This is a genomic window from Inquilinus limosus (genome assembly GCF_051487185.1).
Classification (GTDB): Bacteria; Pseudomonadota; Alphaproteobacteria; order DSM-16000; family Inquilinaceae; genus Inquilinus; species Inquilinus limosus_F.
The window spans coordinates 1-20,340 of sequence record NZ_JAHVDK010000041.1; the positions used below are offsets into that span (position 1 = coordinate 1).

General features: G+C 65.9%; 16 protein-coding genes and 2 pseudogenes. 15 read left to right on the plus strand and 3 right to left on the minus strand.

Annotated features, from left to right (window positions below):
• Window positions 1-993: 993 nt before the first annotated feature.
• The gene (locus KXR53_RS32585; protein ID WP_437379780.1) at window positions 994-2,394 is read left to right on the plus strand and encodes a PAS domain S-box protein; all 1,401 of its coding nucleotides are present in this window, start codon (window positions 994-996) and stop codon (window positions 2,392-2,394) included.
• A gap of 279 nt (window positions 2,395-2,673) precedes the next feature.
• On the opposite strand, the pseudogene KXR53_RS32590 reads toward KXR53_RS32585, so the two are convergent.
• Window positions 2,674-2,859 (minus strand): annotated as a pseudogene (locus tag KXR53_RS32590) (MbtH family protein); the annotation flags it as partial.
• A 444-nt stretch (window positions 2,860-3,303) separates the two neighbouring features.
• On the opposite strand from KXR53_RS32590, the gene KXR53_RS32595 reads away from it, so the two are divergent.
• Both KXR53_RS32595 and KXR53_RS32600 read left to right on the plus strand, forming a co-directional pair.
• Window positions 3,304-3,699: a hypothetical protein gene (locus KXR53_RS32595; RefSeq protein WP_437379781.1), complete on the plus strand. Its 396-nt coding sequence runs from the start codon at window positions 3,304-3,306 to the stop codon at window positions 3,697-3,699.
• Between the two features lie 162 nt (window positions 3,700-3,861).
• Complete coding sequence (locus tag KXR53_RS32600) at window positions 3,862-4,632, plus strand: hypothetical protein (RefSeq protein WP_437379782.1); 771 nt, start codon at window positions 3,862-3,864, stop codon at window positions 4,630-4,632.
• Between the two features lie 20 nt (window positions 4,633-4,652).
• Here the strand turns inward: KXR53_RS32600 and KXR53_RS32605 are convergent, their stop codons facing one another.
• Both KXR53_RS32605 and KXR53_RS32610 read right to left on the minus strand, forming a co-directional pair.
• A complete protein-coding gene (locus tag KXR53_RS32605) occupies window positions 4,653-4,925 on the minus strand; it encodes a spore coat protein U domain-containing protein (RefSeq protein WP_437379783.1) in 273 nt (90 codons plus the stop codon).
• Between the two features lie 894 nt (window positions 4,926-5,819).
• The gene (locus KXR53_RS32610; protein ID WP_437379785.1) at window positions 5,820-6,533 is read right to left on the minus strand and encodes a GntR family transcriptional regulator; all 714 of its coding nucleotides are present in this window, start codon (window positions 6,531-6,533) and stop codon (window positions 5,820-5,822) included.
• 252 nt (window positions 6,534-6,785) lie between these two features.
• Here KXR53_RS32610 and KXR53_RS32615 point away from each other — a divergent pair, with 252 nt between their 5' ends.
• The 12 genes and pseudogenes from KXR53_RS32615 to KXR53_RS32670 all read left to right on the plus strand — a co-directional run bounded on the left by KXR53_RS32615 (window position 6,786) and on the right by KXR53_RS32670 (window position 18,906).
• On the plus strand, window positions 6,786-7,907 hold the full coding sequence (locus KXR53_RS32615; RefSeq protein ID WP_437379786.1) for a BMP family ABC transporter substrate-binding protein: 1,122 nt from the start codon (window positions 6,786-6,788) through the stop codon (window positions 7,905-7,907).
• Window positions 7,908-7,927: 20 nt separating this feature from the next.
• Entirely contained in the window at window positions 7,928-9,064 is a 1,137-nt protein-coding gene (locus tag KXR53_RS32620) for an ABC transporter permease (RefSeq protein WP_437379788.1), read from the plus strand.
• 3 nt (window positions 9,065-9,067) lie between these two features.
• On the plus strand, window positions 9,068-9,994 hold the full coding sequence (locus KXR53_RS32625; RefSeq protein WP_437379790.1) for an ABC transporter permease: 927 nt from the start codon (window positions 9,068-9,070) through the stop codon (window positions 9,992-9,994).
• A gap of 12 nt (window positions 9,995-10,006) precedes the next feature.
• Window positions 10,007-10,738, plus strand: coding sequence for a biuret amidohydrolase (biuH, locus tag KXR53_RS32630; protein WP_437379791.1), 732 nt, complete (start codon window positions 10,007-10,009; stop codon window positions 10,736-10,738).
• A complete protein-coding gene (locus tag KXR53_RS32635; protein WP_437379793.1) occupies window positions 10,735-12,270 on the plus strand; it encodes an ABC transporter ATP-binding protein in 1,536 nt (511 codons plus the stop codon). Before biuH ends, KXR53_RS32635 begins: the two co-directional genes overlap by 4 nt.
• Window positions 12,270-12,938 carry a cysteine hydrolase family protein gene (locus tag KXR53_RS32640; RefSeq protein ID WP_437379794.1) on the plus strand — a complete coding sequence of 223 codons (669 nt, stop codon included), beginning with the start codon at window positions 12,270-12,272 and terminating at the stop codon, window positions 12,936-12,938. Before KXR53_RS32635 ends, KXR53_RS32640 begins: the two co-directional genes overlap by 1 nt.
• Window positions 12,931-13,281: a cupin domain-containing protein gene (locus KXR53_RS32645; RefSeq protein WP_437379795.1), complete on the plus strand. Its 351-nt coding sequence runs from the start codon at window positions 12,931-12,933 to the stop codon at window positions 13,279-13,281. The genes KXR53_RS32640 and KXR53_RS32645 overlap by 8 nt, the downstream gene beginning before the upstream one ends.
• A complete protein-coding gene (gene atzF / locus KXR53_RS32650; RefSeq protein WP_437379797.1) occupies window positions 13,278-15,089 on the plus strand; it encodes an allophanate hydrolase in 1,812 nt (603 codons plus the stop codon). The genes KXR53_RS32645 and atzF overlap by 4 nt, the downstream gene beginning before the upstream one ends.
• A 639-nt stretch (window positions 15,090-15,728) precedes the next feature.
• A complete protein-coding gene (locus tag KXR53_RS32655; RefSeq protein WP_437379798.1) occupies window positions 15,729-15,890 on the plus strand; it encodes a hypothetical protein in 162 nt (53 codons plus the stop codon).
• A complete protein-coding gene (locus tag KXR53_RS32660) occupies window positions 15,887-16,009 on the plus strand; it encodes a hypothetical protein (RefSeq protein WP_437379799.1) in 123 nt (40 codons plus the stop codon). The genes KXR53_RS32655 and KXR53_RS32660 overlap by 4 nt, the downstream gene beginning before the upstream one ends.
• A 120-nt stretch (window positions 16,010-16,129) precedes the next feature.
• On the plus strand, window positions 16,130-17,002 hold the full coding sequence (locus tag KXR53_RS32665) for a tyrosine-type recombinase/integrase (RefSeq protein WP_437379800.1): 873 nt from the start codon (window positions 16,130-16,132) through the stop codon (window positions 17,000-17,002).
• Between the two features lie 535 nt (window positions 17,003-17,537).
• Window positions 17,538-18,906 (plus strand): annotated as a pseudogene (locus KXR53_RS32670) (IS701 family transposase).
• The last annotated feature ends 1,434 nt before the right edge of the window (window positions 18,907-20,340 follow it).

The window sequence follows — 20,340 nt, forward strand, 5'->3', positions numbered from 1 at the left end:
ATACGGGGTGGCATAGCGTCGGAAGCTCCCGGTACGACCCGCTTCCGGTGTCAACGTCCGCGTCCCAGCAGCCAGTTCCCCTGGGGATGCGCTTGATCTCGGCAGTAACGCAACCTGTCCGCCCTCTGGGTCACGCGCGGCCAGAACCGTGCCCATGAGCACCCCGACCAGCGCTAGCGACGCTGCAACTTCGAGGGCAATCAGGACGAACAGGAAAGGAGCCTCTGCCGGCACAAGATTGTGCGGCAGAGGCCGACCAGCTCGATCTCGCTTGGATGGAGCGTGGCGGCCCAGCAATAGCATCGGCTCCTGAGGCGCTTGGCTTCAAAATCCGGCTTACGGACGGCACGATTAAGGACACCTGCGGGGCAGCCTTGTCCGGCACTGGCATCACGATGGCCTGGAGATCCGCATGACAATCCCTTTGGCCACGCTCTCGTCCGCATCGTAGCGCCACCGCACGGCGCGTCGGCAAACAGGGATCTGATGAGAGAAGATATCGTCTCCTGGCTGGTGGAAGAACGGAGCCGGGGCTAACGACGGCGCGGTCCGAGGGTGACGGCACGGCATCGGCGCCGCCGGGCCAAGCGCATTCTGTTCCCATCTCGACGGAAGAGACCCAGAGCGCAGCCTCAAGCTGGCCGGTATCAGCCTCGTGGCGGTTCCCCGGACGGATCGCAAGCCAAATCTTTGATCAAGAGGGCTCCTGCGTAGGCTGTCATAATAATACTTATATGATATGAACGCGTTCGTTCTAGGAAGTCGGTACTGTTTGCATGTGGATATAGATTGATTGTTCTAAATAGGCGTCGAAAATAGGGAATTGTGAGGGAAGACTCGCATGAGATGTTTCGGCTGAAAAATTAGCACATGATAATTTCTACTTTATTGTCTATGTGGAACGGTCGCGGGGCTCTATGGTGACGGTATGTTCAGTGGAGCCGGCGCCCAAGCGGCGGCGGCATGCTCCGAAGTGCTGGGCGAGGTTAATGCATGGACGTTCTTGAAAGTGGTGGCCTGCCAACGGAAGCAATGCCGCGAGTGGACTGGGGTCGGGCAGCGGAGGCACTCGAAGCTATCGGTGTTGCCGTGTATGTGTCTGATATCGATGGCCGGATCACCTACTTCAACAAGGCGGCAGTCGGTCTCTGGGGGCAGCGTCCAGCGCTCGGCGAGAGCATGTTCGGCCACTCATGGAAGCTCCTCTGGCCGGACGGCAGCCCGCTTCCCGTCGACGAGAGCCCGATGGCGATTGCCCTCCAGGAGGGACGGGCAATTAGAGGAGGGGAGGCGACTGTAGAGCGAGCGGACGGAAGCCAGGTTCCATTCCTGCCCTTTGCTATGCCGGTGTTCGATCGGACCGGTGCCCCGACGGGTGCGGTGAACGTCTTGATTGATCTGAGCGATCGACGTCAAGTTGATCTGGCGGCACACCGGCTCGCGGCTATTGTCGAATCCTCGGACGACGCCATCGTGGCGAAGGATCTGAACGGTGTCATCACCGACTGGAACCGCGGCGCCGAGCAAATCTTCGGCTATACGGCCGAGGAGGCCGTCGGTCGACCGATCACCATCATCATTCCCTCGGATCGGCGGTTGGAGGAAGTGGAAATTCTCACGCGCATCCGGAACGGCGAGCGCGTCGAGCATTTCGAAACAATCCGGAGACGAAAGGACGGCCTCGAGGTCCCGATTTCGCTCACCGTCTCTCCCATCCGCGATCATGCCCGCCGGATCATCGGCGCCTCGAAGATCGCGCGCGACATCTCGGAGCGGTACAAGGCACAGGAGCGCCAGATGCTGCTGCTGCGCGAGATGAGCCACCGGGTAAAGAACCTGTTTGCTTTGTCGAGCGCCGTCGTCACGCTCAGCGCCAGACAGGCGCGAACGCCGGAGGAGCTTGCGACGGCGGTGCGGAGCCGGCTGGGCGCGCTCGCGCGCGCCCATGACCTGATATTAGCGGAGGTAAATCCGAAGCTCGCATCAACCAAGACGACCCTGGCGGCCCTCATCGGGACCATCGTCGCCCCTTACGACGCGACGCAGATTCGCGTCACGCTGGACGGCCCTGATGTGCCGGTCAGCGGGCACGCCGTCACCGGCCTCGCATTGGCGCTGCATGAGTTCGCGACCAACGCGGCGAAATACGGTGCGCTGAGCCACGAGAGCGGTGCAATCGACGTGAGCTGGTCGGTCGAGGACGACGAACTGATCCTTGTCTGGGCGGAGCGAGGCGGTCCCGAGGTGACCGGACCCTCGGAGGTGAAGGGCTTTGGAACGTTTATGGCGGATATGACTGTCTCGGGCCAGCTTGCTGGGGCAATCGCCCGGGATTGGCGAGCCGAGGGTTTGGTGATCACGGTGAAAATCCCGGTTCAGCGCCTGTCCGCTTAGCCCAGGCGGAACAGTCTTTGGTCGTATTGAGGGGCGGTTCGGGATGTGCGGCAGGAACTCGCGCGAGCGAAGGTGACCGGCCGCAATGCAAGTAGTGATTGAGTGTTCTTCAGCCGTAGAGGACAGAAGTCTTGCTCGACGACGCTAACGTATTCATTCAGTCCAGTGGAACGTGTCGCCTAGGATAAGCCGAGCTCCGACCGGCATTGCCTTTGGTCATCTGGTCGGCAGAGCATCCAGTCCGGCCGGGCAGACCCTGGAAAGATCAAGGATGCTTGCTCATGGGGCTGCACCGCGGACTGCGCTGATGAGGCTCAGAGGGCGCATATCGGTCCAGTGAGTGTCGACGTAGTCAAGGCAGGTCCGGCGATCAGCGGGTCCGAAAACGGTGCGCCAGCCCGCGGGGACATCGATGAATTCCGGCCAACGAGAATGCTGTCCCTCATTGTTGACCAGCACGTGGACGCTGCCAGTCTCGGGTCTCGAACGAGTTGCTCATGCGGTGAGCTCCTCGGTGGATGGGGAGTAGCGCGCTTATGAGCGACCATCCGGACTGTTCTGTCTGCTGCCATTCTCCGCGTGTAACGATTACCGGCAGCGCGGCTGGGTATGCTTTACCATCGTGCTCACGGTTGTCGGTGGTCCACCTGGCGAGTTCACGGCAAGGGAAACGGGTGCGATCTCATACCAGGCGGGGCTAACCCGACGCCTGGACCGCCAGCCCGGTAAACCAGAACTCCCGGTGGGCGGCCGTGAAACCATTACGATGTGTTGAAGATCTCCGCTGTATGTCAAATGACACAGGACTGAAATACCAGATGTTGGGAATATTTAACATTTACTCAGAAAGGAACGCGGCACTGATAATTCATATTGTTGAATCAAGGCATAGGGCCTTGGAGAACTGCAATGTCGAAACAAGTTCAGACGTCCGCAAATCAGATGACCAGCCAACCAGAGCCGGGCAGCCCCGGCGACAGAGATCGTCATCAGGCAGATCAGGACCAAGCCACTCTCGGGCGCGACTCTCGGAGTAGTGAAGAAACAGAAGATGAACAACTCGAAACTGTAATGGAAGAATTGGACGAAGACCAAGAGACGCAAGAAGACGAAGAAGGCGAAGGAGAAAAAGAGGAGAAGGAGAAAAAAGAAGACGAAGAAATCGAAGAAGATGAAGAAGATGAAAAAGACGAAAAAGATGAAGGAGGCGAGCAAGACGAGGGAGGGGCTGGTAACATTGATCTGAAAGACGAGCGGCAGTTTCTCAAGGGTCGTCCGACAATTCCGAATACGCCGGAGGTATAAGGCGGATACCGATTAGCAATGCGAATGGGACGGCGAGCGCCCTCGTGCGCTCGCCTCTCGATTCGGTGGTCGGACCTCCACTGCGAGAGGAAGTTGATGTCCCGCTGCTGAGCAGTTCTTGCCGCGTTCGCCCGGCCGCAATACCCCGAACCGAGCGATCGAATGATGTCCTGCAGCTGCAACGCCGAGAACTGGTCGTCCTCGACCAGGATCCGCTTTGTCATCCGCCCGGCCCAAGGCCCCGGCGGGCCGCGACGGCAGCTGGATGCCGCGGAAACAGCCGGTGGCGCGTGGTTCCGGGGCGGTCCGGTCGCCCAAAGCATAGGCTTTGACATTGTGCAACCGTTTCCAAGCGGGAGCCGTCAGGGATCTGCAATCATTGGTTATGAGGCGGAAGAGGCCGGCGCGCTGAAATTCCTGCTGACAGGCTTCGCCGGTGGTTTCCGCCGCTCCGAGCTCGCCGGCTCAGGGCTCACCTGGGACACCGACGTCGAGAGGGTGCGCAAGATTGTCAAGGCGATCGGCCAGGAGCTCGCGGCCGATCCCGTGCATGGACCGAAGTTCCTCGATCCGCTGAAATCGCAAGGTGTCATCGAGACCGATGATTCGGCCATGATCGTCCGCGTCAAGTTCATGACGCGGCCGGGCGACCAGTTCATCCTGCGCCGCCTCGTCTATGCACGCATCAAAGGCGCTTTCGCCGAGGCGGGCATCCGGTTCGCCAGCCGGGAAGTTGTGGTGCGGCTCGCCGGCGACGGCGCCGTTCCTTCCGAAGCGTCCAGCCTGCCCTCGGAGCGGTCGCGACGACGCTCGCTCGAAGCTCCGATTGAGGCCTGCTGCGACCTGATCGTCGCCCGGCTGAGATCCGGAAACACGCTGCTGCATTGGCGACGTGTCACAATTGATCACAGCAAACCTCGTCCAGATCGCTGATGGTATCGCCCGTTTCGCCGCTAGAGGCAGAGCGAGATGCCGCCATAGGTGACGGTCACGTTGACGGTGTCGGTGTAGCTGCCGGGAACCGCGGCGGTGTTGACCGGAATTTGGCCGTAGAGGGTGATCGGCACGACCCAGCTGCTGCCGATGGCGCCGGCCAGCCGGCAGTGTGACTGCATCGCGGTGCTGCCAATGCTGTCGCCCCAGACGGTGGTCACCAGGTTCAGAGCTGGAATGAGTTCGGACTCGATGAACCTGGTGCTTCGCCCGACGAACTGGCACGCCCACATCGGCGCATTCCGACCGTGATGGAGCCCAGCCCAAAACATGGTGAGGGGAGATCCGAGCTGGGCCTAGCGCCGTGTGTCCCTTAGCGCTGCTGGAAGTTGGCCCACATGTCTGACGAATGGGAAAGGGGCGACGACACCCCTCTTCCCCAGCCGCGACTCCTGCAGACCTCGCGCATATCGGCTTTGAAGGCGCGTGCCGAGCAACGGCTTTCGATAGCCATAGGCTGGCGAAGCCTTCAGAGAAGAGTCGACTCCGGTCATGTCTGCTTTGCTGAGCCGCATGCGATGACCGCTTCTGGGCTCTTCAGTCAACCAAATCGGCCGGGAAGGGTTAGATCCAGCCGGTCCCGGCGATGTCCAGTCTAAGGGCGCCACAACCATGTCCGGAAATGGCGCCCTCCAGCCTGATGCACAGACGGGTGAGGGAACTGCGATTGTGGGCCACGAGGGAACATCGGCAGGGCGATCCGAGAGATCGCCTGCCGCGCTGCCCTGCCGGGCCAAGCGAGGCGTCGCCATCTACCGGGGTTATGGCGACTGCCTGCTCGGACCGACTGAAAGCGATTGTCAATGTAAGTTAGTTAGATTAACTAACTCATGTTGATCGGAATCGTGGGAAGCAGCTGTTTGGCGGCCGGCGGTGCAATGTCGAGATCGAGACGGCATCGCCGCTGACGGTCGGCATGACCGTCGTCGACTGGTGGGGCATCTCCGGTCGCCCGGCCAATTGCCTGTGGCTGACCGGATGCGACGCGCCCGTCTTCTACCGTCACATGCTCGGCCGCCTGGCTGAGTTGCGTTAGCGGTGCATATTTGAGCAATGGCCGCCCTGACCAGCGCCGAAACGCCGGTCTTGGCTGGCCCCTGTTGCCGCCTGCAGGCCTGCCGGAACCCCTAGATCGACGATGCCTGGGCCGCGACGAGCGGCTCGCCTCTCGATGGGCCATCCCCTGACACAAAAGCAGCACTGACTTCGCCCACGATCGAGACATGCGCCCGGGCCGCAGCCTCGGCGGCGCTGGCGTCGCCACGCAGGATGCCGGTCACGATGACATCGTGCTCGGTCCAGGATTTGGTGAGGCGGCCGGAGACGCGGAATTGGGCCCGGCGGAACGGTCCGAGGCGGCTGCGAGTCGTCGTCGCCAGCTCCTGGATGTGGCTGCTGTGCGCGCCCTGATAGAGCCGGCTGTGGAACTCCGTGTTGTGGAGCTCGTAGTCTTCCTCGGCCCCCAGCCGGACGAGGCGGGCGGAGTCGAGGTGGGCCCGCTCGAGCGCGCGCCGCTCGCCCGCGGTCATCCGTATCGCACACAGCCGGGCACAGATTCCCTCGAGCTCGGCCATGGCCTCGAAGACCGATGCCAGGTGGTCCGGCGACATCGTCGCGACGGTCGCGCCGCAATTGGGCCGGCGGTCGACCAGCCCCATGGCGACGAGCTGGCGCAGCGCCTCGCGCACCGGCGTGCGCGACACCTCGAAGCGCTTCGCCAGGGTGGCTTCATCCAGCTTCTCGCCCGGCGGGGCCTGGCCCATGACGATCCGGTCGGCGATTGCCCGCACCATCTCGTCGACGATGGTTCCCGACCGTCTCAGCGCTCGTTTGCCCGCCATGCGCTCCGCTCCCGTCAAGCTCCGCGACCCGGCTTCGCCTGGCCGACGCCCCGGTCTCGATGGGCGGTATGAACATCTAGTAGGCACTATGTCAACGGGTTACAAAATAGGCACAAAGTGCATGCAATTGCCGCGCGTCAGAGCAGGGCCGGCGCAACGGCTGCACGATTTTTCCGAGAACCTGTGCTCTTCGGTCCTGGCATGCCGATTGCATGCAATCTACAGCGATAAAAGAATCCAGGGAGCTCTTTCATGTCGGGATCCTTCACGATCAGCCGCCGCCGGCTCCTCGGGACGAGCGCGGGAGCCATGCTCGGCCTCGCCGCGCCGGTGGTGCCGGGCCGCAGGGCCTTCGCCGCCGAGGCCGTCGTGGGCTTCATCTATGTCGGTCCGAAGGACGACTACGGGTACAACCAGGCCCATGCCGAGGGCGCCGCCGCTCTCAAGGGCATGGACGGCATCACCGTGGTCGAGGAGGAGAACGTCCCCGAAACGGTCGACATCCAGAAGACGATGGCGTCGATGATCAATCTCGACGGCGCGGCCCTGCTGTTCCCGACCTCCTTCGGCTACTTCAGCCCCTTCGTTCTCGAGACCGCAGCACAGTATCCGAACGTCCAGTTCCGCCACTGCGGCGGGCTCTGGACCGACAAGGACCCGAAGAACGCCGGCTCGTATTTCGGATACATCGGGATGGGGCAGTATCTGAACGGCATCGTCGCCGGACATATGTCGAAGTCGAAGAGGGTCGGCTTCGTCGCGGCCAAGCCGATCCCGCAGGTCCTGCTGAACGTCAATTCCTTTCTGCTCGGCGCCCGCAGCGTCGACCCGTCGATCACCTGTCAGGTCATCTTCACCGGCGAATGGTCGCTGGCGGTCAAGGAGGCGGAGGCCGCGAACGCGCTGCTCGACCAGGGCGCCGATGTCGTCACCTGCCATGTCGACGGGCCGAAGGTGGTGATCGAGACGGCGGCACGCCGCGGTGCCTTCGTCTGCGGCTACCATGCCAACCAGTCGCCGTTGGCCCCGGAGAAGTATCTGACCGGGGCGGAATGGAACTGGGCATCGGTCTACACGATGTTCGCCCGGAAGTTCCTGGCCGGAGAGGCGCTGCCGAACTTCACGCGCGGCGGCATCGCCGAGGACTTCGTCAAGATGAGTCCGCTGGGCCCGGCGGTCACCGACCCGGCGCGCAGGCAGTTCGAAGCGACCCTGGCGGAGATGAAGAAGGGTGGCTTCTCGGTGATCAAGGGACCGCTCAAAGACAACAACGGCAACACCGTCGTGGCCGCCGGCACCGCCTATCCGGAGACCGCGATCGAGCTGGAGAGCATGGCTTATCTGGTGGATGGCGTGCTCGGCGCGACCTCCTGACCGGCCGGGAGAGAGCGGCGATGACGTCGATCGAGACGATGGGCGAGGGGGCGCTGCCGGCCGCGGCGGGCAGCCTCCGCAGGGCCTGGCTGGAGGGAACCGCACGGCGGCTGGAGGGCGTGGCGATCCCGCTCGCGGCCCTCGTCGCCGGCCTGGCTCTGTTCGGCGTCTTCATCCTGCTGATCGGCAAGTCCCCGTTCGACCTCTACGGGCTGATCTGGCGCGGCGGCTTCGGCTCCTGGTTCTCGATCCAGAACACGCTGTCGCGGGCCTCGCCGCTGCTGCTCGCCGGGCTCTGCGTCGCCCTGCCGGCGCGGCTGGGCCTGGTCATGATCGGCGGCGAAGGGGCGATCGTGCTGGGCGGGGTCGCCGCGGCTGCGGTCGGCGCGTGGCTCGCCGGCGCACCGGCCTGGCTGGTGGTGCCGTGCATGGCGGCGGGCGGGGCGCTGGCCGGTGCGGCCTGGATCGGCACCGTCGGCGCGCTGCGCCATCACCGGGCCGTGAACGAGACCATCTCCAGCCTGCTCATGGCCTATATCGCGATCGCGCTGATGAACCATCTGGTCGAAGGGCCGCTGCGCGATCCGGCCTCGCTCAACAAGCCCTCGACCGCTCCGTTGGACGCGGCATACCGGATCGGCAGCATCCCGGGCACGGATGTGCATTGGGGGCTCGCCATCGGCATCGCCGCCTGTGCCCTCTCCTGGGTCCTGATCCAGAAGACACGCTGGGGTTTCGCCGCGCGGATCGCCGGCGGTAATGTCCGGGCGGCGCAGATCCAGGGCCTCCCGGTCGGCCGGCTGATCATCGGCTTCAGTGCGCTGGCCGGCGCCTGGGCCGGCCTTGCCGGCATGATCGAGGTCGCGGCGGTGCAGGGCAGCGCCAACGCCTCGCTCGCCGCCGGCTACGGCTACACCGGGATCCTCGTCGCCTTCCTGGCCCGGCACAATCCGCTCGCCATCGTCCCGGTCGCGGTGCTGCTCGGCGGCATCGACGCGTCGGGCGGCCTGTTCCAGCGCCGGATGGATCTGCCGGACGCCACCGTGCTGGTCCTGCAGGGGCTGCTGTTCGTCGTCATCCTGCTCAGCGAGACCCTCTACGGCCGCTTCAAGGCGTTCAGTCCCGAGCGCTGGGCGTCGCATCGGGCGGGGAACTGAGCCATGGCGGCGGACGACATCGGCCTGTGGAGCGTCCCGCTCGCCATCCTCGGCGGGTCGATCCGGGTCTCCACGCCCTTCATCTTCGTCTCGCTCGGCGAGACCGTCACCGAACGGTCCGGCCGCATCAATCTGGGGCTGGAGGGCATCCTGGTCTTCGGCGCCATGGCGGCCTACGCCGTCGCGGTGCTGACCGCCTCGCCCTGGCTCGGCGTCCTGGCGGCGATGGCGGCGGGGGCGGGGTTCGGCCTGTTCCACGGCTGGATCTGCAGCTTTCCGAAGGTCAACGACATCGCCGTCGGTATCGCGCTGATGCTGCTCGGCATGGGCCTGGCCTTCTTCTTCGGCAAGCCGTTCATCCAGCCCGTGGCGCCGCATCTGCCGGCAATCCCCTTCGGCTTCTGGTCGGATATGCCGCAGGTCCGCGTCGCCCTCGACATCAACGTCCTGTTCCTGATCGGCGCCGTGCTGGCGCTGCTGCTGTGGTGGAGTCTCCGGAACACGCGGACCGGGCTGGTCCTGCGGGTCGTCGGCGACAGCGCCGACGCCGCCAGGGCGATGGGGTTGAGCCCGAACCGGATCCGCCTCCTGGCCACGGCCTGCGGCGGCGCGCTGGCGGCGGTCGGGGGCGCCTATCTGTCGCTGTACTATCCCGGCAGCTGGAACGAGCACATCTCCTCGGGCCAGGGTCTGATGGCCGTCGCGCTGGTGATCTTCGCGCGCTGGAGCCCGCTCGGCTGTTTCGCCGCGGCGCTGCTGTTCGGCGGCGCGGGGGCGCTGGGGCCGGCCCTGCAGTCGGTCGGCGTCACCCATGGCTACTACCTGTTCTACGCCGCGCCCTACGCGCTGACGCTGGCGATCATGATCGCGACGTCGTCGCCGAAGCGGTCGCTCGCCGGCGCACCGGAAGAACTCTCCATCACCAGATAGAAGGGACGTGCGATGAGCGCACCGGACGGTCTCGACAGCAGCATGGGCGGCATCGCCGGGGCGGCCGGGCACGCCATCGACGCGGATCCCTATCCCTGGCCGTACAACGGCGACCTGCGCCCGCAGAACACCGCGCTGATCATCATCGACATGCAGACCGATTTCTGCGGCCCGGGCGGCTATGTCGACGCGATGGGCTACGACCTGTCGCTGGTGCGCGCGCCGATCGAGCCGATCCGGACGGTCCTGGCGGCGATGCGGGCCAAGGGCTACCACATCCTCCATACCCGCGAGGGCCATCGCCCCGATCTCGCCGACCTGCCGGCCAACAAGCGCTGGCGGTCGCAGCGGATCCATGCCGGCATCGGCGATCCAGGCCCCTGCGGGCGCATCCTGGTGCGCGGCGAGCCGGGCTGGCAGATCATCGACGAACTGACGCCGCTGGACGGCGAGCCGGTCATCGACAAGCCCGGGAAGGGCTCCTTCTGCGCCACTGATCTCGAGCTCATCCTGCGCCAGCGTGGGATCGAGAACATCGTGCTGACCGGCATCACCACCGATGTCTGTGTCCACACCACCATGCGCGAAGCCAATGACCGCGGCTTCGAATGCCTGCTGCTGGAAGATTGCTGCGGCGCGACCGACCGTGGCAACCATCTGGCGGCAATCAAGATGGTGAAGATGCAGGGCGGCGTGTTCGGCGCCGTCGCCAGCTCGGCTGCCTTCGTCGGGCAGCTGCCGTGACGCCGCCGGCGGCGCTCGCCCGGGCGATCGAGGTCGAGGCGGTCGGCATGACGATGCGCTTCGGCGGCTTCACCGCTCTCGACGATGTGTCGATCAGGATCCGGGCCGGGTCGTTCCACGCCCTGCTCGGCGAGAACGGCGCCGGCAAATCGACCCTGGTGAAGTGCATCATGGGCTTCCACCAGCCGACATCCGGCCAGATCCTGGTCGACGGCCGGCAGGAGATCATCGCCTCGCCGCGCGACGCCGCCGCGGCCGGCCTCGGCATGGTGTACCAGCATTTCACCCTGGTGCCGTCGCTGACCGGTGCCGAGAACCTGGTGATCTCGCGCGCCGACGTGCCCCGGGTGGTGGACTGGAGGCGCGAACGGGCGGATCTCAAGGGTTTCATGGAACACATGCCGTTCCGCCTGCCGCTCGACGTGCCGGTTCGCGCCCTCGCCGCCGGTGAGAAGCAGAAGCTGGAGATCGTCAAGCAGCTCTATCTCGGCCGGCATTTCCTGGTGCTCGACGAGCCGACCTCGGTGCTGACGCCGCACGAGGCGGCGGAGGTGCTCGGGCTGGTCCGTGGCATGACCCGGGCCGGCCGCCTGACCGTGCTGATGATCAGCCACAAATTCCACGAGGTGACGGAATTTGCCGACGAGGTGACCGTCCTGCGCCGGGGTCGGCGAACCGGCGCCGGCAAGGTCGCCGATCTGGACCGCCAGGCGATGGCGGCGATGATGGTCGGCGCCGAACCGGTCGCGGCGCTCGACGCCCGGGCGCCGGTGCCGGGCGATGCGCCGGGCGTCCTCGCGGTGCATGGCCTGCGCGCGCCGGACCGGACCGGGCTCAAGTCGATCAGCATCGACCGGCTCGAGGTGCGGGCGGGCGAGATCGTCGGCATCGCCGGCATCTCCGGCAACGGCCAGAAGGAGTTCGTCGAGGTGCTGGCGGGCCAGCGGCGCCCCGATCGGGGCGAAATCCGGGTCGGCGGCGTGCCCTACGGCATGACGCGGGCCGAGATGCGCGCACGCAAGGTGCGCTTCATCCCGGAGGAGCCGCTGCGCAACGCCTGCGCGCCGGCCATGACCGTGGCCGAGAACCTGGCCTTCCGCAGCTTCGATCTCGGCGCGGGCGGCACCGGCTCGGTCTGGTTCAGCCGGGGTGCGATCCGGGCGCATGCGACCCGGTTGATGCGGGACTTCAAGGTCAAGGCATCGTCGCCGGACGCGCCGATCCGGACCCTCTCCGGCGGCAATGTCCAGCGCGCGGTGCTGGCGCGGGAGCTGACCGGCGAGGTCGACCTGCTGGTCGTCTCCAACCCCTGCTTCGGGCTCGACTTCTCCGCCGTCGCCGAGATCCGCGCCCGGATCATGCGGGCCCGCAACGCCGGAACAGCGGTCCTGCTGCTGTCGGAGGATCTCGACGAGCTGATGGAGCTGTCCGACCGCATCATCGTCATGTCGGATGGCGCGCTGGTCTACGAGACATCGGCCGCAGCGGCGGATGTCCATGTGATCGGGCAGCACATGGCGGGGCATTCCTGATGCTGGAGATCGCGGCCCAACCGTTCCCCTTCGTCCTCGACCGCTCGGCGACGGCCCTGATCGTCATTGACATGCAGCGGGACTTCCTGGAGCCGGGCGGCTTCGGCGAAAGCCTTGGCAACGATGTCGGCCGGCTGCGGGCCATCGTGCCGGCGGTGCGGCAGCTGCTCGACGGGTTCCGCGCCGCCGGCCTGCCCGTGATCCACACAATGGAATGTCATCGCCCCGACCTGTCCGACTGTCCTCCGGCCAAGCGTGACCGCGGCCGCCCGGCGCTGCGGATCGGCGACCCCGGTCCGATGGGCCGGGTCCTGATCGCGGGCGAGCCCGGCACGGCGATCCTCGCGGCGGTCGCGCCGCTGCCCGGCGAGGCCGTGATCGAGAAGCCGGGCAAGGGCGCGTTCCACGCGACGCGGCTCGGCGACGAGCTGTCCCGGCTGGGCACGCGGCAGTTGGTCCTCGCCGGCGTGACCACGGAGGTCTGCGTGCAGACGACGATGCGCGAGGCCAATGACCGGGGCTTCGAATGCCTGCTGGCCGAGGACGCGACCGAAAGCTACTTCCCCGAATTCAAGGCGGCGACCCTGGCGATGATCCGCGCCCAGGGCGCCATCGTCGGCTGGACCGCCACGACCGAACGGATCCTGAAAGGTCTCACGCATGGCTAACCGGAGCTTCGCCGGGCTGGGGCTGGGCGGCTGGCGCGATCTCGCCTTCGAGCCGTTCCGGGACGGCGTCGCCGTCCATTGGCTCGAGCGGGGCGGGCCGGACGCCCCGTCGCTGGCGGTCCTGAGATACGCGCCGGGCGCCTCGGTGCCCCGGCACCGTCATCGCGGGCTGGAGACGATCCTGGTCCTCGACGGCATGCAGAGCGACGAGAACGGCGACTACGGCGCCGGGGCCGTCGTGATCAACCCCGCCGGCAGCGAGCATTCCGTCCGGTCGGCGGCGGGCTGCGCGGTCCTCATCCAATGGACACTTCCCGTCGAGATCATCGAGGACAGCCGGTGAGCGACCTGCGGTTCGACATCGAAAGCCTGTTCCGTGCCTATGCGGCCGGCCTGTCGGCCGAACAGGTGGTGGAGATTGTCTACGCCCGGATCGCGGCGACCGACGATCCCGGGATCTTCATCCATCTCGCCGACAGGGCGGAGCTGGCGACGGCGGCGCGCGCCCTCGGCCGCTTCGACCCGGCGGCGCGGCCGCTCTGGGGCGTGCCCTTCGCGGTCAAGGACAACATCGATGTAGCCGGCATGCCGACCACGGCGGCGTGCCCGGCCTTCGCTTATGTCGCGGAGCGCGACGCCACGGTCGTCGCGCTGCTGCGCGAGGCCGGCGCGCTGGTCGTCGGCAAGACCAATCTCGACCAGTTCGCGACCGGCCTCGTCGGCGTCCGTTCGCCCTACCCGATCCCGCGCAACGCGATCGACCCGGCTCTGGTGCCGGGCGGCTCCTCCTCCGGTTCGGCGGTGGCCGCGGCGCGCGGCATCGTCTCCTTCGCGCTCGGCACCGACACGGCCGGGTCGGGCCGCATCCCGGCAGGGCTCAACGGCATCGTCGGTCTGAAGCCTACGCTCGGAGCGTTGTCGACCAGCGGGGTGGTGCCGGCGTGCCGCACGCTCGACTGTGTCTCGATCTTCGCCCTGACGCCGGAGGATGCGTATCGTGTGCTCTCGGTCGCCGCGCGGCCGGATCCGCATGATCCTTTTTCGAAGGCCGTCGCAATGCCGGCGGCGGTCCGGCCGCCGGTCCTGACGATCGGCGTGCCGGCCAAGCCCGACCGGCGCTTCTTCGGCGATGCGGGGATGGAGGCCGGATTCGAATCCGCCCTGGACCAATTGCGATCGCTCGGCTGCCGCCTCGTCGAGCTCCCCTTCGGCGAGTTCTACGCCACCGCGGATTTACTCTACGACGGCGCGTGGGTGGCGGAGCGGCTCGCCGCGCTCGGCGACTTCATGGACGCGCATGAAGCGACGATGCATCCGGTGACGCGCCGGATCATCGGCGGGGCGCGGGCGCTGAGTGCAGCGGACGCCTTCCGCGGCCTGTACCGCCTGCAGGTGTTGAAGCGGGCGACCGCGCCGCTGGTCGCTTCGGTCGACCTGATCTGCGTGCCCACGGCACCCACGCATTACACGGTGGGAGAGGTGGTTGCCGATCCAATCCTGACCAACAGCCGGCTCGGCACCTACACGAACTTCGTCAACCTGCTCGACCTGTGCGGCATCGCCGTACCGACGGGGCCGCGCGACGGTGGGCCGCCGATGAGCGTGACGCTGCTCGCCCCGGCCGGGCGGGACGGGCTGTGCGCGGCGCTGGCGCGCGATCTCTTCGCCCGCAGCGGGCTGACGCTCGGCGCGACGGGCTGGAGCCGGCCGGAGACCGGGCTGCAGGCCGCCGGGGAAGCGGGGCTGTTCGAGATCGTCGTGGTGGGGGCGCATCTATCGGGCATGCCGCTCAATCGCGAGCTGACCGCCCTCGGCGCCCGGTTCCTCCGGGCCGTCCGAACCGCGCCATCCTACCGGCTCTACGCCATGGCCGGGCCGGGCGTGGCTAAGCCGGGCCTGCTCCGCGCTCCGGACGGCGGGGCTGCGATCGAGATCGAAGTCTGGGCCATGACCCCGGCCGCGTTCGGCACCTTCGTCGCCGGGATCGCGGCGCCACATGCGATCGGCACGGTCCTGCTCGAGGACGGCACAGCGCCGAAGGGGTTTCTGGTCGAGCCCGCCGGGCTCGCCGATGCCCGGGACATCACATCGTTCGGCGGGTGGCGAGGCTACATGTCGACCTCAAGCGAAAGGGAAGGGAGGGGCGGATAACGCTGGCTGCTGCTGGCGTCAAAGTAGGGCGGCGCGAAGCATCGTTCTCCGGTCACGCCCTGACCGGCCAGCTCTCGCACGATGGCCGCTCTTGGGCGCTTGTCGATCAATGCTGGGAGTTGGAGCGGAGCGTAGGTGATACTTCGTGCAATGTCCGCTTCAGAGAGCCGAACTCCATGTCTGGAAAGGGCGCGCTTCGGCCTCCCCGGCCTTGTAGGCATGCTGCATGCATGCAGCATTGCCCGGGAAAGCCAATGCAAGTCGTTGATTTAACGAGCGATAATGGCAGTTATCGCGCATTGGACAGCCTGTTGCGCGGCCGAGATCGGGTAGAATCGCCCGGGTCGACGCGGACGGGGCCGCGGCGACGGACAACCCGGAGGGGACGATGCAGCACCAGGACCTGACGCCGCCGGCGGAGTGAGACGCTGCGAACCGCCCGGCGGTCCTGCAGCTCGGCATTCCTCATCCCGACGCCCGCATCCATCGCGAGGACGGCCGCACCGCCCGCGGCCGCCTGCAGCGCCGGGCGATCGCGGCCGGGCACCTGGCGCCGCGGCCCGGCGTCCGGCACCAGCTGGCGGTCACCGGACGCGACCGCGCCCCGCTCGGCCGCGCCGTGCTCGCCGGCAGCGGGCGATGACGATTCGCCAGTACTGCCCCGCGCGCGTCCTGCGCCACCAGGCGGACGTGCTCCGCCAGGCGTTCGCGGACGGGACGGCGATCACCGACGCCGTCGCGCGGATCCGGGACGGAGAAGCAGCCGCGCTGGACCAGCGGCGCGGGCCGCGGCCCCGATGACCAACCTGGTCGACGACGCTGCCACGTCGATGCTGCCGTCTGCGGCGGCCCCCTGGACGCCGCGGGCTTTGCCCCTGAGCGAGGCGCAGATCGCCGAGATCAAGGCCCTGGCCGAGTAGGCTGACCAGCTGGTCGAAGCGTCGCTTTCGGCCAACACGCGCCTGGCCTATGGCAAGGCCTGGCGAACGTGGAGCGAATGGTGCCTGGGGTTCGGGCTCGATCCCACCGGCGCGGACCCGGTGGCCGCGGCGGACGAGCGCTGGCTGGTCATGCACCTGACCGCCCACTCGGAAAGGCGCTCGCTGTCGACCATCCTGCTGCGCCGCGCCGCGGTCGTGGCGATCCGCAAGCGGCTGAAGCGGCCGCTCGCGCTCGACGACGCCGAGTTCGAGGCGTTCCTGAAGGGCCTACGCCGGACCAAGGGCGTCCGGCCGGTGCGCAAGGCGGCGCTGCTCGAGCCGAATCTGCGCGCCGCCTCCCTGGTGCTGGCCCCCGACGCCCATCCGGATCTCGCTGGCGCCGAGCTCGGTGGCGGTAGAGGGGAGGGGCGCCGGGCCCTACGGGATATGGCGCTGCTGCTGATCGGCTTCGCCGGCGGCTTCCGCCGCTCCGAGCTTTCGGCATTCGATATTCGCGACATGTCGATCTCGCCCGAGGGCCTCGTGCTGTTCGTCGGCCGCTCCAAGGCCGACCAGGAGAGCCACGGCGCTGAGATCGGCATCGAGGCCGTGCCCGGGTCGCCGCTCTGCGCCGTCACCGCCTTGCGCCGCTGGCTCGAGGTCCGCGGCGATGCGCCCGGCGCCCTGTTCTGTCGCCTCGACCGCGGCGGCTACCTCGTGGCCGGCGCCGACGGCCGGCTGCTGCCGGTCGACCCCGCGACGATCGCCCGGGTGGTGAAACGGGTGGTGGCCCGCACCGGTGTCGACGCGGGGGAGTTCTCCGCACACTCCCTTCGCGCCGGGATGATGACGGCGGCGGACCTGCTGGGCATCCCGCTGGAGAAGGCGATGGAGCACGGGCGCTGGAAGAGCTACGCCGCGGCCCGGATCTACCGCCGGCACGAGAGCCTGTGGGTGGGGAATTTCACGGGCAGGCTGCTGCGGAGCGAGTAGGCGTCGGCGGCCGGATTGTCCCCAATGCGGACCTTTCAATCGCCTTTTAAGCTTCTTCTGAGCGGACATTCCCGTCGACCCTCCCCGCAACCGAAAGCCGACGTTTCACGGAGGGCCACTGATCACCATGAGGATGGCCGCGATCCGGTGGCTCATGCCGTGGCATGGACACAGATGCAAGGTGATTGCCTCGATAGGAAGCTTCCGCCGGCAAGGTCGGCCAATCGGATATCGAGGCGGCACATAGATGGGTCGGCACAGATCTCTAAACCCGATCGCAGAGCGCTCCCTGGAACGGCTCGAACGGGCTGATCAATCGGATCCTGGCCCGCGCCCGTAGGTGAGGACAGACGTGGAAGGTGCTGAATGCCGTTCCAGTTTCGTCTCGGCCATGGCAAGGTGCGACCAAACTTCAAATTTCGGCAGCCTCGCTGACTAAACCACTTCCGGCTGGAAGTTTGAGTCGGTCGGCTAACACTACTTTGGCAGATTCGGAGGGTGAGGTCAGTTTGGGGATTCCCAGGCGGCGGCTTGAGTGATTCATAGGAGGTCGGCTTGAGGGAGGGCCGGCCATGGTGGGGGTGGATTGGATTGCGGATCTCGAGCGCTGGCTGGAGCCGTTTGTGGCGGGGCTGGGGCACAAGGCGCGGCGGCGGATGTGCCCGCTCTATGTCGCGGGTCTGATCGGTCCCGGAGATCGCAAGAGCGTGCAGCCGATGGCGGACCGGCTTGTGCCCGGCGAGTATGATCGGCTGCACCACTTCGTGGCGGATGGTGCCTGGGATGCGGCGCCGCTGGAAGCGGAACTGCTGGTCCAGGCGGACCGGCTCGTCGGCGGCCCTGATGCGGTGCTGGTGGTTGACGACACGGCGCTGCCGAAGAAGGGAAGCGCCTCCGTCGGCGTGGCGCCGCAATATGCCTCGGCGCTGGGCAAGACCGCGAACTGTCAGACCCTGGTGTCGCTGACGTTGGCCCGCGGCGAGGTGCCGGTGATGGTGGGGCTGCGGCTGTTCCTGCCCGAGACCTGGACGAACGATCCCGGGCGCATGGTCCGGGCTCGTGTCCCGACGGATCGACAGATCGCTCTGACCAAGCCGGAGATCGCGATCGACGAGATCGACCGTGTCATGGCCTCTGGCGTGCGGTTCGGCTGCGTGCTGGCCGATTCGGGATACGGATCATGCGGGCCTTTCCGTCAGGCCTTGAGCGAGCGCGGTCTGCTGTGGGCGGTGGGCCTGTCGCAACGCCAGAACGTCTACCCGGCCGACGTCGCCCTGATCTTCCCTGTCGCGAAAACCGGGCGGCGCCGCAAGTACCACATCCCCGACAGGCCCCCGGTCTCCGCCGAGGCGATGCTGGCCGACGAGACATGGCAAAAGGTCAGCTGGCGGCGAGGCACCAAAGGTCGGCTGTCCTGTCTCTTCGCGGCCTGCCGTGTCCGGGTCGCGGATGGCCATAAGCACCGGATGCTCGACAATCGCGTGCAATGCATGCCGGGCGAGGAGGTCTGGCTCGTTGGCGAGCGGCGGTCGACCGGGGAGCGGAAATACTATGTGTCGAACCTGCCGGCCGATGCGCCGCTCAAGAGGCTCGCCGCCACGATCAAGGCCAGATGGGTCTGCGAGCAGGCACACCAGCAGCTCAAGGAGGAGCTCGGACTCGACCACTTCGAAGGTAGATCCTGGACGGGCCTGCACCGACACGCCTTGATGACGATGATCGCCTATGCCTTCCTCCAATCCCGCCGCCTCACAGCGGCGGGACGGAAAAAAAAGAGTCGCGGGACCACCGCCGCAGCCGAGCATGCCAGCCGTCCGGCAAGCCATCCTCGACATCCTCGCACAGCCTCCACCCCGACGATGCCCGCACTGCGACAGACTCCTCGCGGAAACCGGACAGCCTAAAGTGCCAAAGTAGTGCAAGGTCCTCGTTCCATTTGAGAATGTAAGTGGCGAAACCGAGCTCTATCTCGAGATTGATATATCGATGTCGATCGCAGTCGATGATAACGGTGAGCCAGAAACGATCGAGGACCTACGCTTCCGAAACGACGACTTCATATATGTCACACTCCACCAGCACGATCATTACTAAGATTTCCTGGTACTAGGTCGCACTCCTTTGGTTGAACGGCACGCCTATCACGGGCCTACATTATAGTAATTTTTCTCCTCTCGTGGACAATTCTCCCGGAGCAGATAGGCGCAGCGCCTCAGAGATGGCTCGTCTGTTCCAAAACTTTCTTCGGAGTGGCCGCAACGGTCACAGGTAACTTCTACCCCTTCGACTGGCCCATAGTCGCCGTCAAGGTCAACGTATGATGTCGTTGTGGATACTCTGGCCATTGGTTCCTCCCAAGCCTCGTTGCGGTACCAGTGGGTGATATGAAGGGATCGTGGTTGGCTCGAACGTTGGATGCGCTCTCCAGGATCCCTAAATCTTGTTGCCCTGCGCATTCAAGATATCTATATATAGATTATTGTTGCCATGAATGTCGGGAGACACCCATGGATACCGAAGCAGTGCCGGTCATCAGCCGGGATGAGTACCCTCTTTTCCAAGATTTGCTCTTGGATAGCCCTCTCATCGGGCTCCATTACGAAGCCTACCAAATGATGCTCCTTGAATATGTACGTGAGGAGCGCTTGCGAGGACGATCCCTACGGGAAACGCCCGTCACCCATGCGGGTTTCTTAAGCTGGATTCGGCAAAATGGATTCCCGCCCAATACTCGATCGCTTCACGCTTATGCGCAAGAGGTGCCGGATCGCAGTGTTCCCGATTGGATTTGCATCAGGTGCAGGTGATCGACTTCGACGCCTGGCGACTTAGAAGCAAGTAATTCCATGAGTATAGATAATTTTCACAACGATAATTCACAATAATTCTGCGCCGAAATTCGGTGACAGTGCGTGAATTCGAGTTTGGCGGCAGCGTTGGTGTCGTCCTGTAAAGCCACCGTATTCTTTAAGTGCATTGTCACCAAATTTCCGGTTCGCTTTAACGGCCACACCCGCTGAGTAGCGCCGCACCGGCAATCGCTGTGATGGGGAGAAGAGGCGCGAGCCACATGGCAGACCTCGCTGGCGTGATCTCGAACAGCCTGTGACCCCCGTAACACAAGAAGTCAGGCTTGCGATGCCATCATGGAAACCATGACGAGGCAGGACCGCAATACGCGTCCGGTCTGAGCTGAGGCGATTCTGAGCGACGAAGATCGCCGTCCGCCTGGTGCGGTGAGCACCGACACAGGATCTGTCGAGCACACGCACCGTACGGCGGCCAGCCAGGCATCGGCACGACGACGTCGGGCGCCAGACCGGCCCGCCGGCGTCCTC

Bases quoted from the DNA above. Each gene is read 5' to 3' on its own strand.
- KXR53_RS32585 (WP_437379780.1), top strand. From the start codon at position 994: ATGGACGTTCTTGAAAGTGGTGGCCTGCCAACGGAAGCAATGCCGCGA.
- KXR53_RS32595 (WP_437379781.1), top strand. From the start codon at position 3,304: ATGTCGAAACAAGTTCAGACGTCCGCAAATCAGATGACCAGCCAACCA.
- KXR53_RS32600 (WP_437379782.1), top strand. From the start codon at position 3,862: ATGATGTCCTGCAGCTGCAACGCCGAGAACTGGTCGTCCTCGACCAGG.
- KXR53_RS32605 (WP_437379783.1), bottom strand. From the start codon at position 4,925: ATGTGGGCGTGCCAGTTCGTCGGGCGAAGCACCAGGTTCATCGAGTCC.
- KXR53_RS32610 (WP_437379785.1), bottom strand. From the start codon at position 6,533: ATGGCGGGCAAACGAGCGCTGAGACGGTCGGGAACCATCGTCGACGAG.
- KXR53_RS32615 (WP_437379786.1), top strand. From the start codon at position 6,786: ATGTCGGGATCCTTCACGATCAGCCGCCGCCGGCTCCTCGGGACGAGC.
- KXR53_RS32620 (WP_437379788.1), top strand. From the start codon at position 7,928: ATGACGTCGATCGAGACGATGGGCGAGGGGGCGCTGCCGGCCGCGGCG.
- KXR53_RS32625 (WP_437379790.1), top strand. From the start codon at position 9,068: ATGGCGGCGGACGACATCGGCCTGTGGAGCGTCCCGCTCGCCATCCTC.
- biuH (WP_437379791.1), top strand. From the start codon at position 10,007: ATGAGCGCACCGGACGGTCTCGACAGCAGCATGGGCGGCATCGCCGGG.
- KXR53_RS32640 (WP_437379794.1), top strand. From the start codon at position 12,270: ATGCTGGAGATCGCGGCCCAACCGTTCCCCTTCGTCCTCGACCGCTCG.
- KXR53_RS32645 (WP_437379795.1), top strand. From the start codon at position 12,931: ATGGCTAACCGGAGCTTCGCCGGGCTGGGGCTGGGCGGCTGGCGCGAT.
- KXR53_RS32655 (WP_437379798.1), top strand. From the start codon at position 15,729: ATGACGATTCGCCAGTACTGCCCCGCGCGCGTCCTGCGCCACCAGGCG.
- KXR53_RS32660 (WP_437379799.1), top strand. From the start codon at position 15,887: ATGACCAACCTGGTCGACGACGCTGCCACGTCGATGCTGCCGTCTGCG.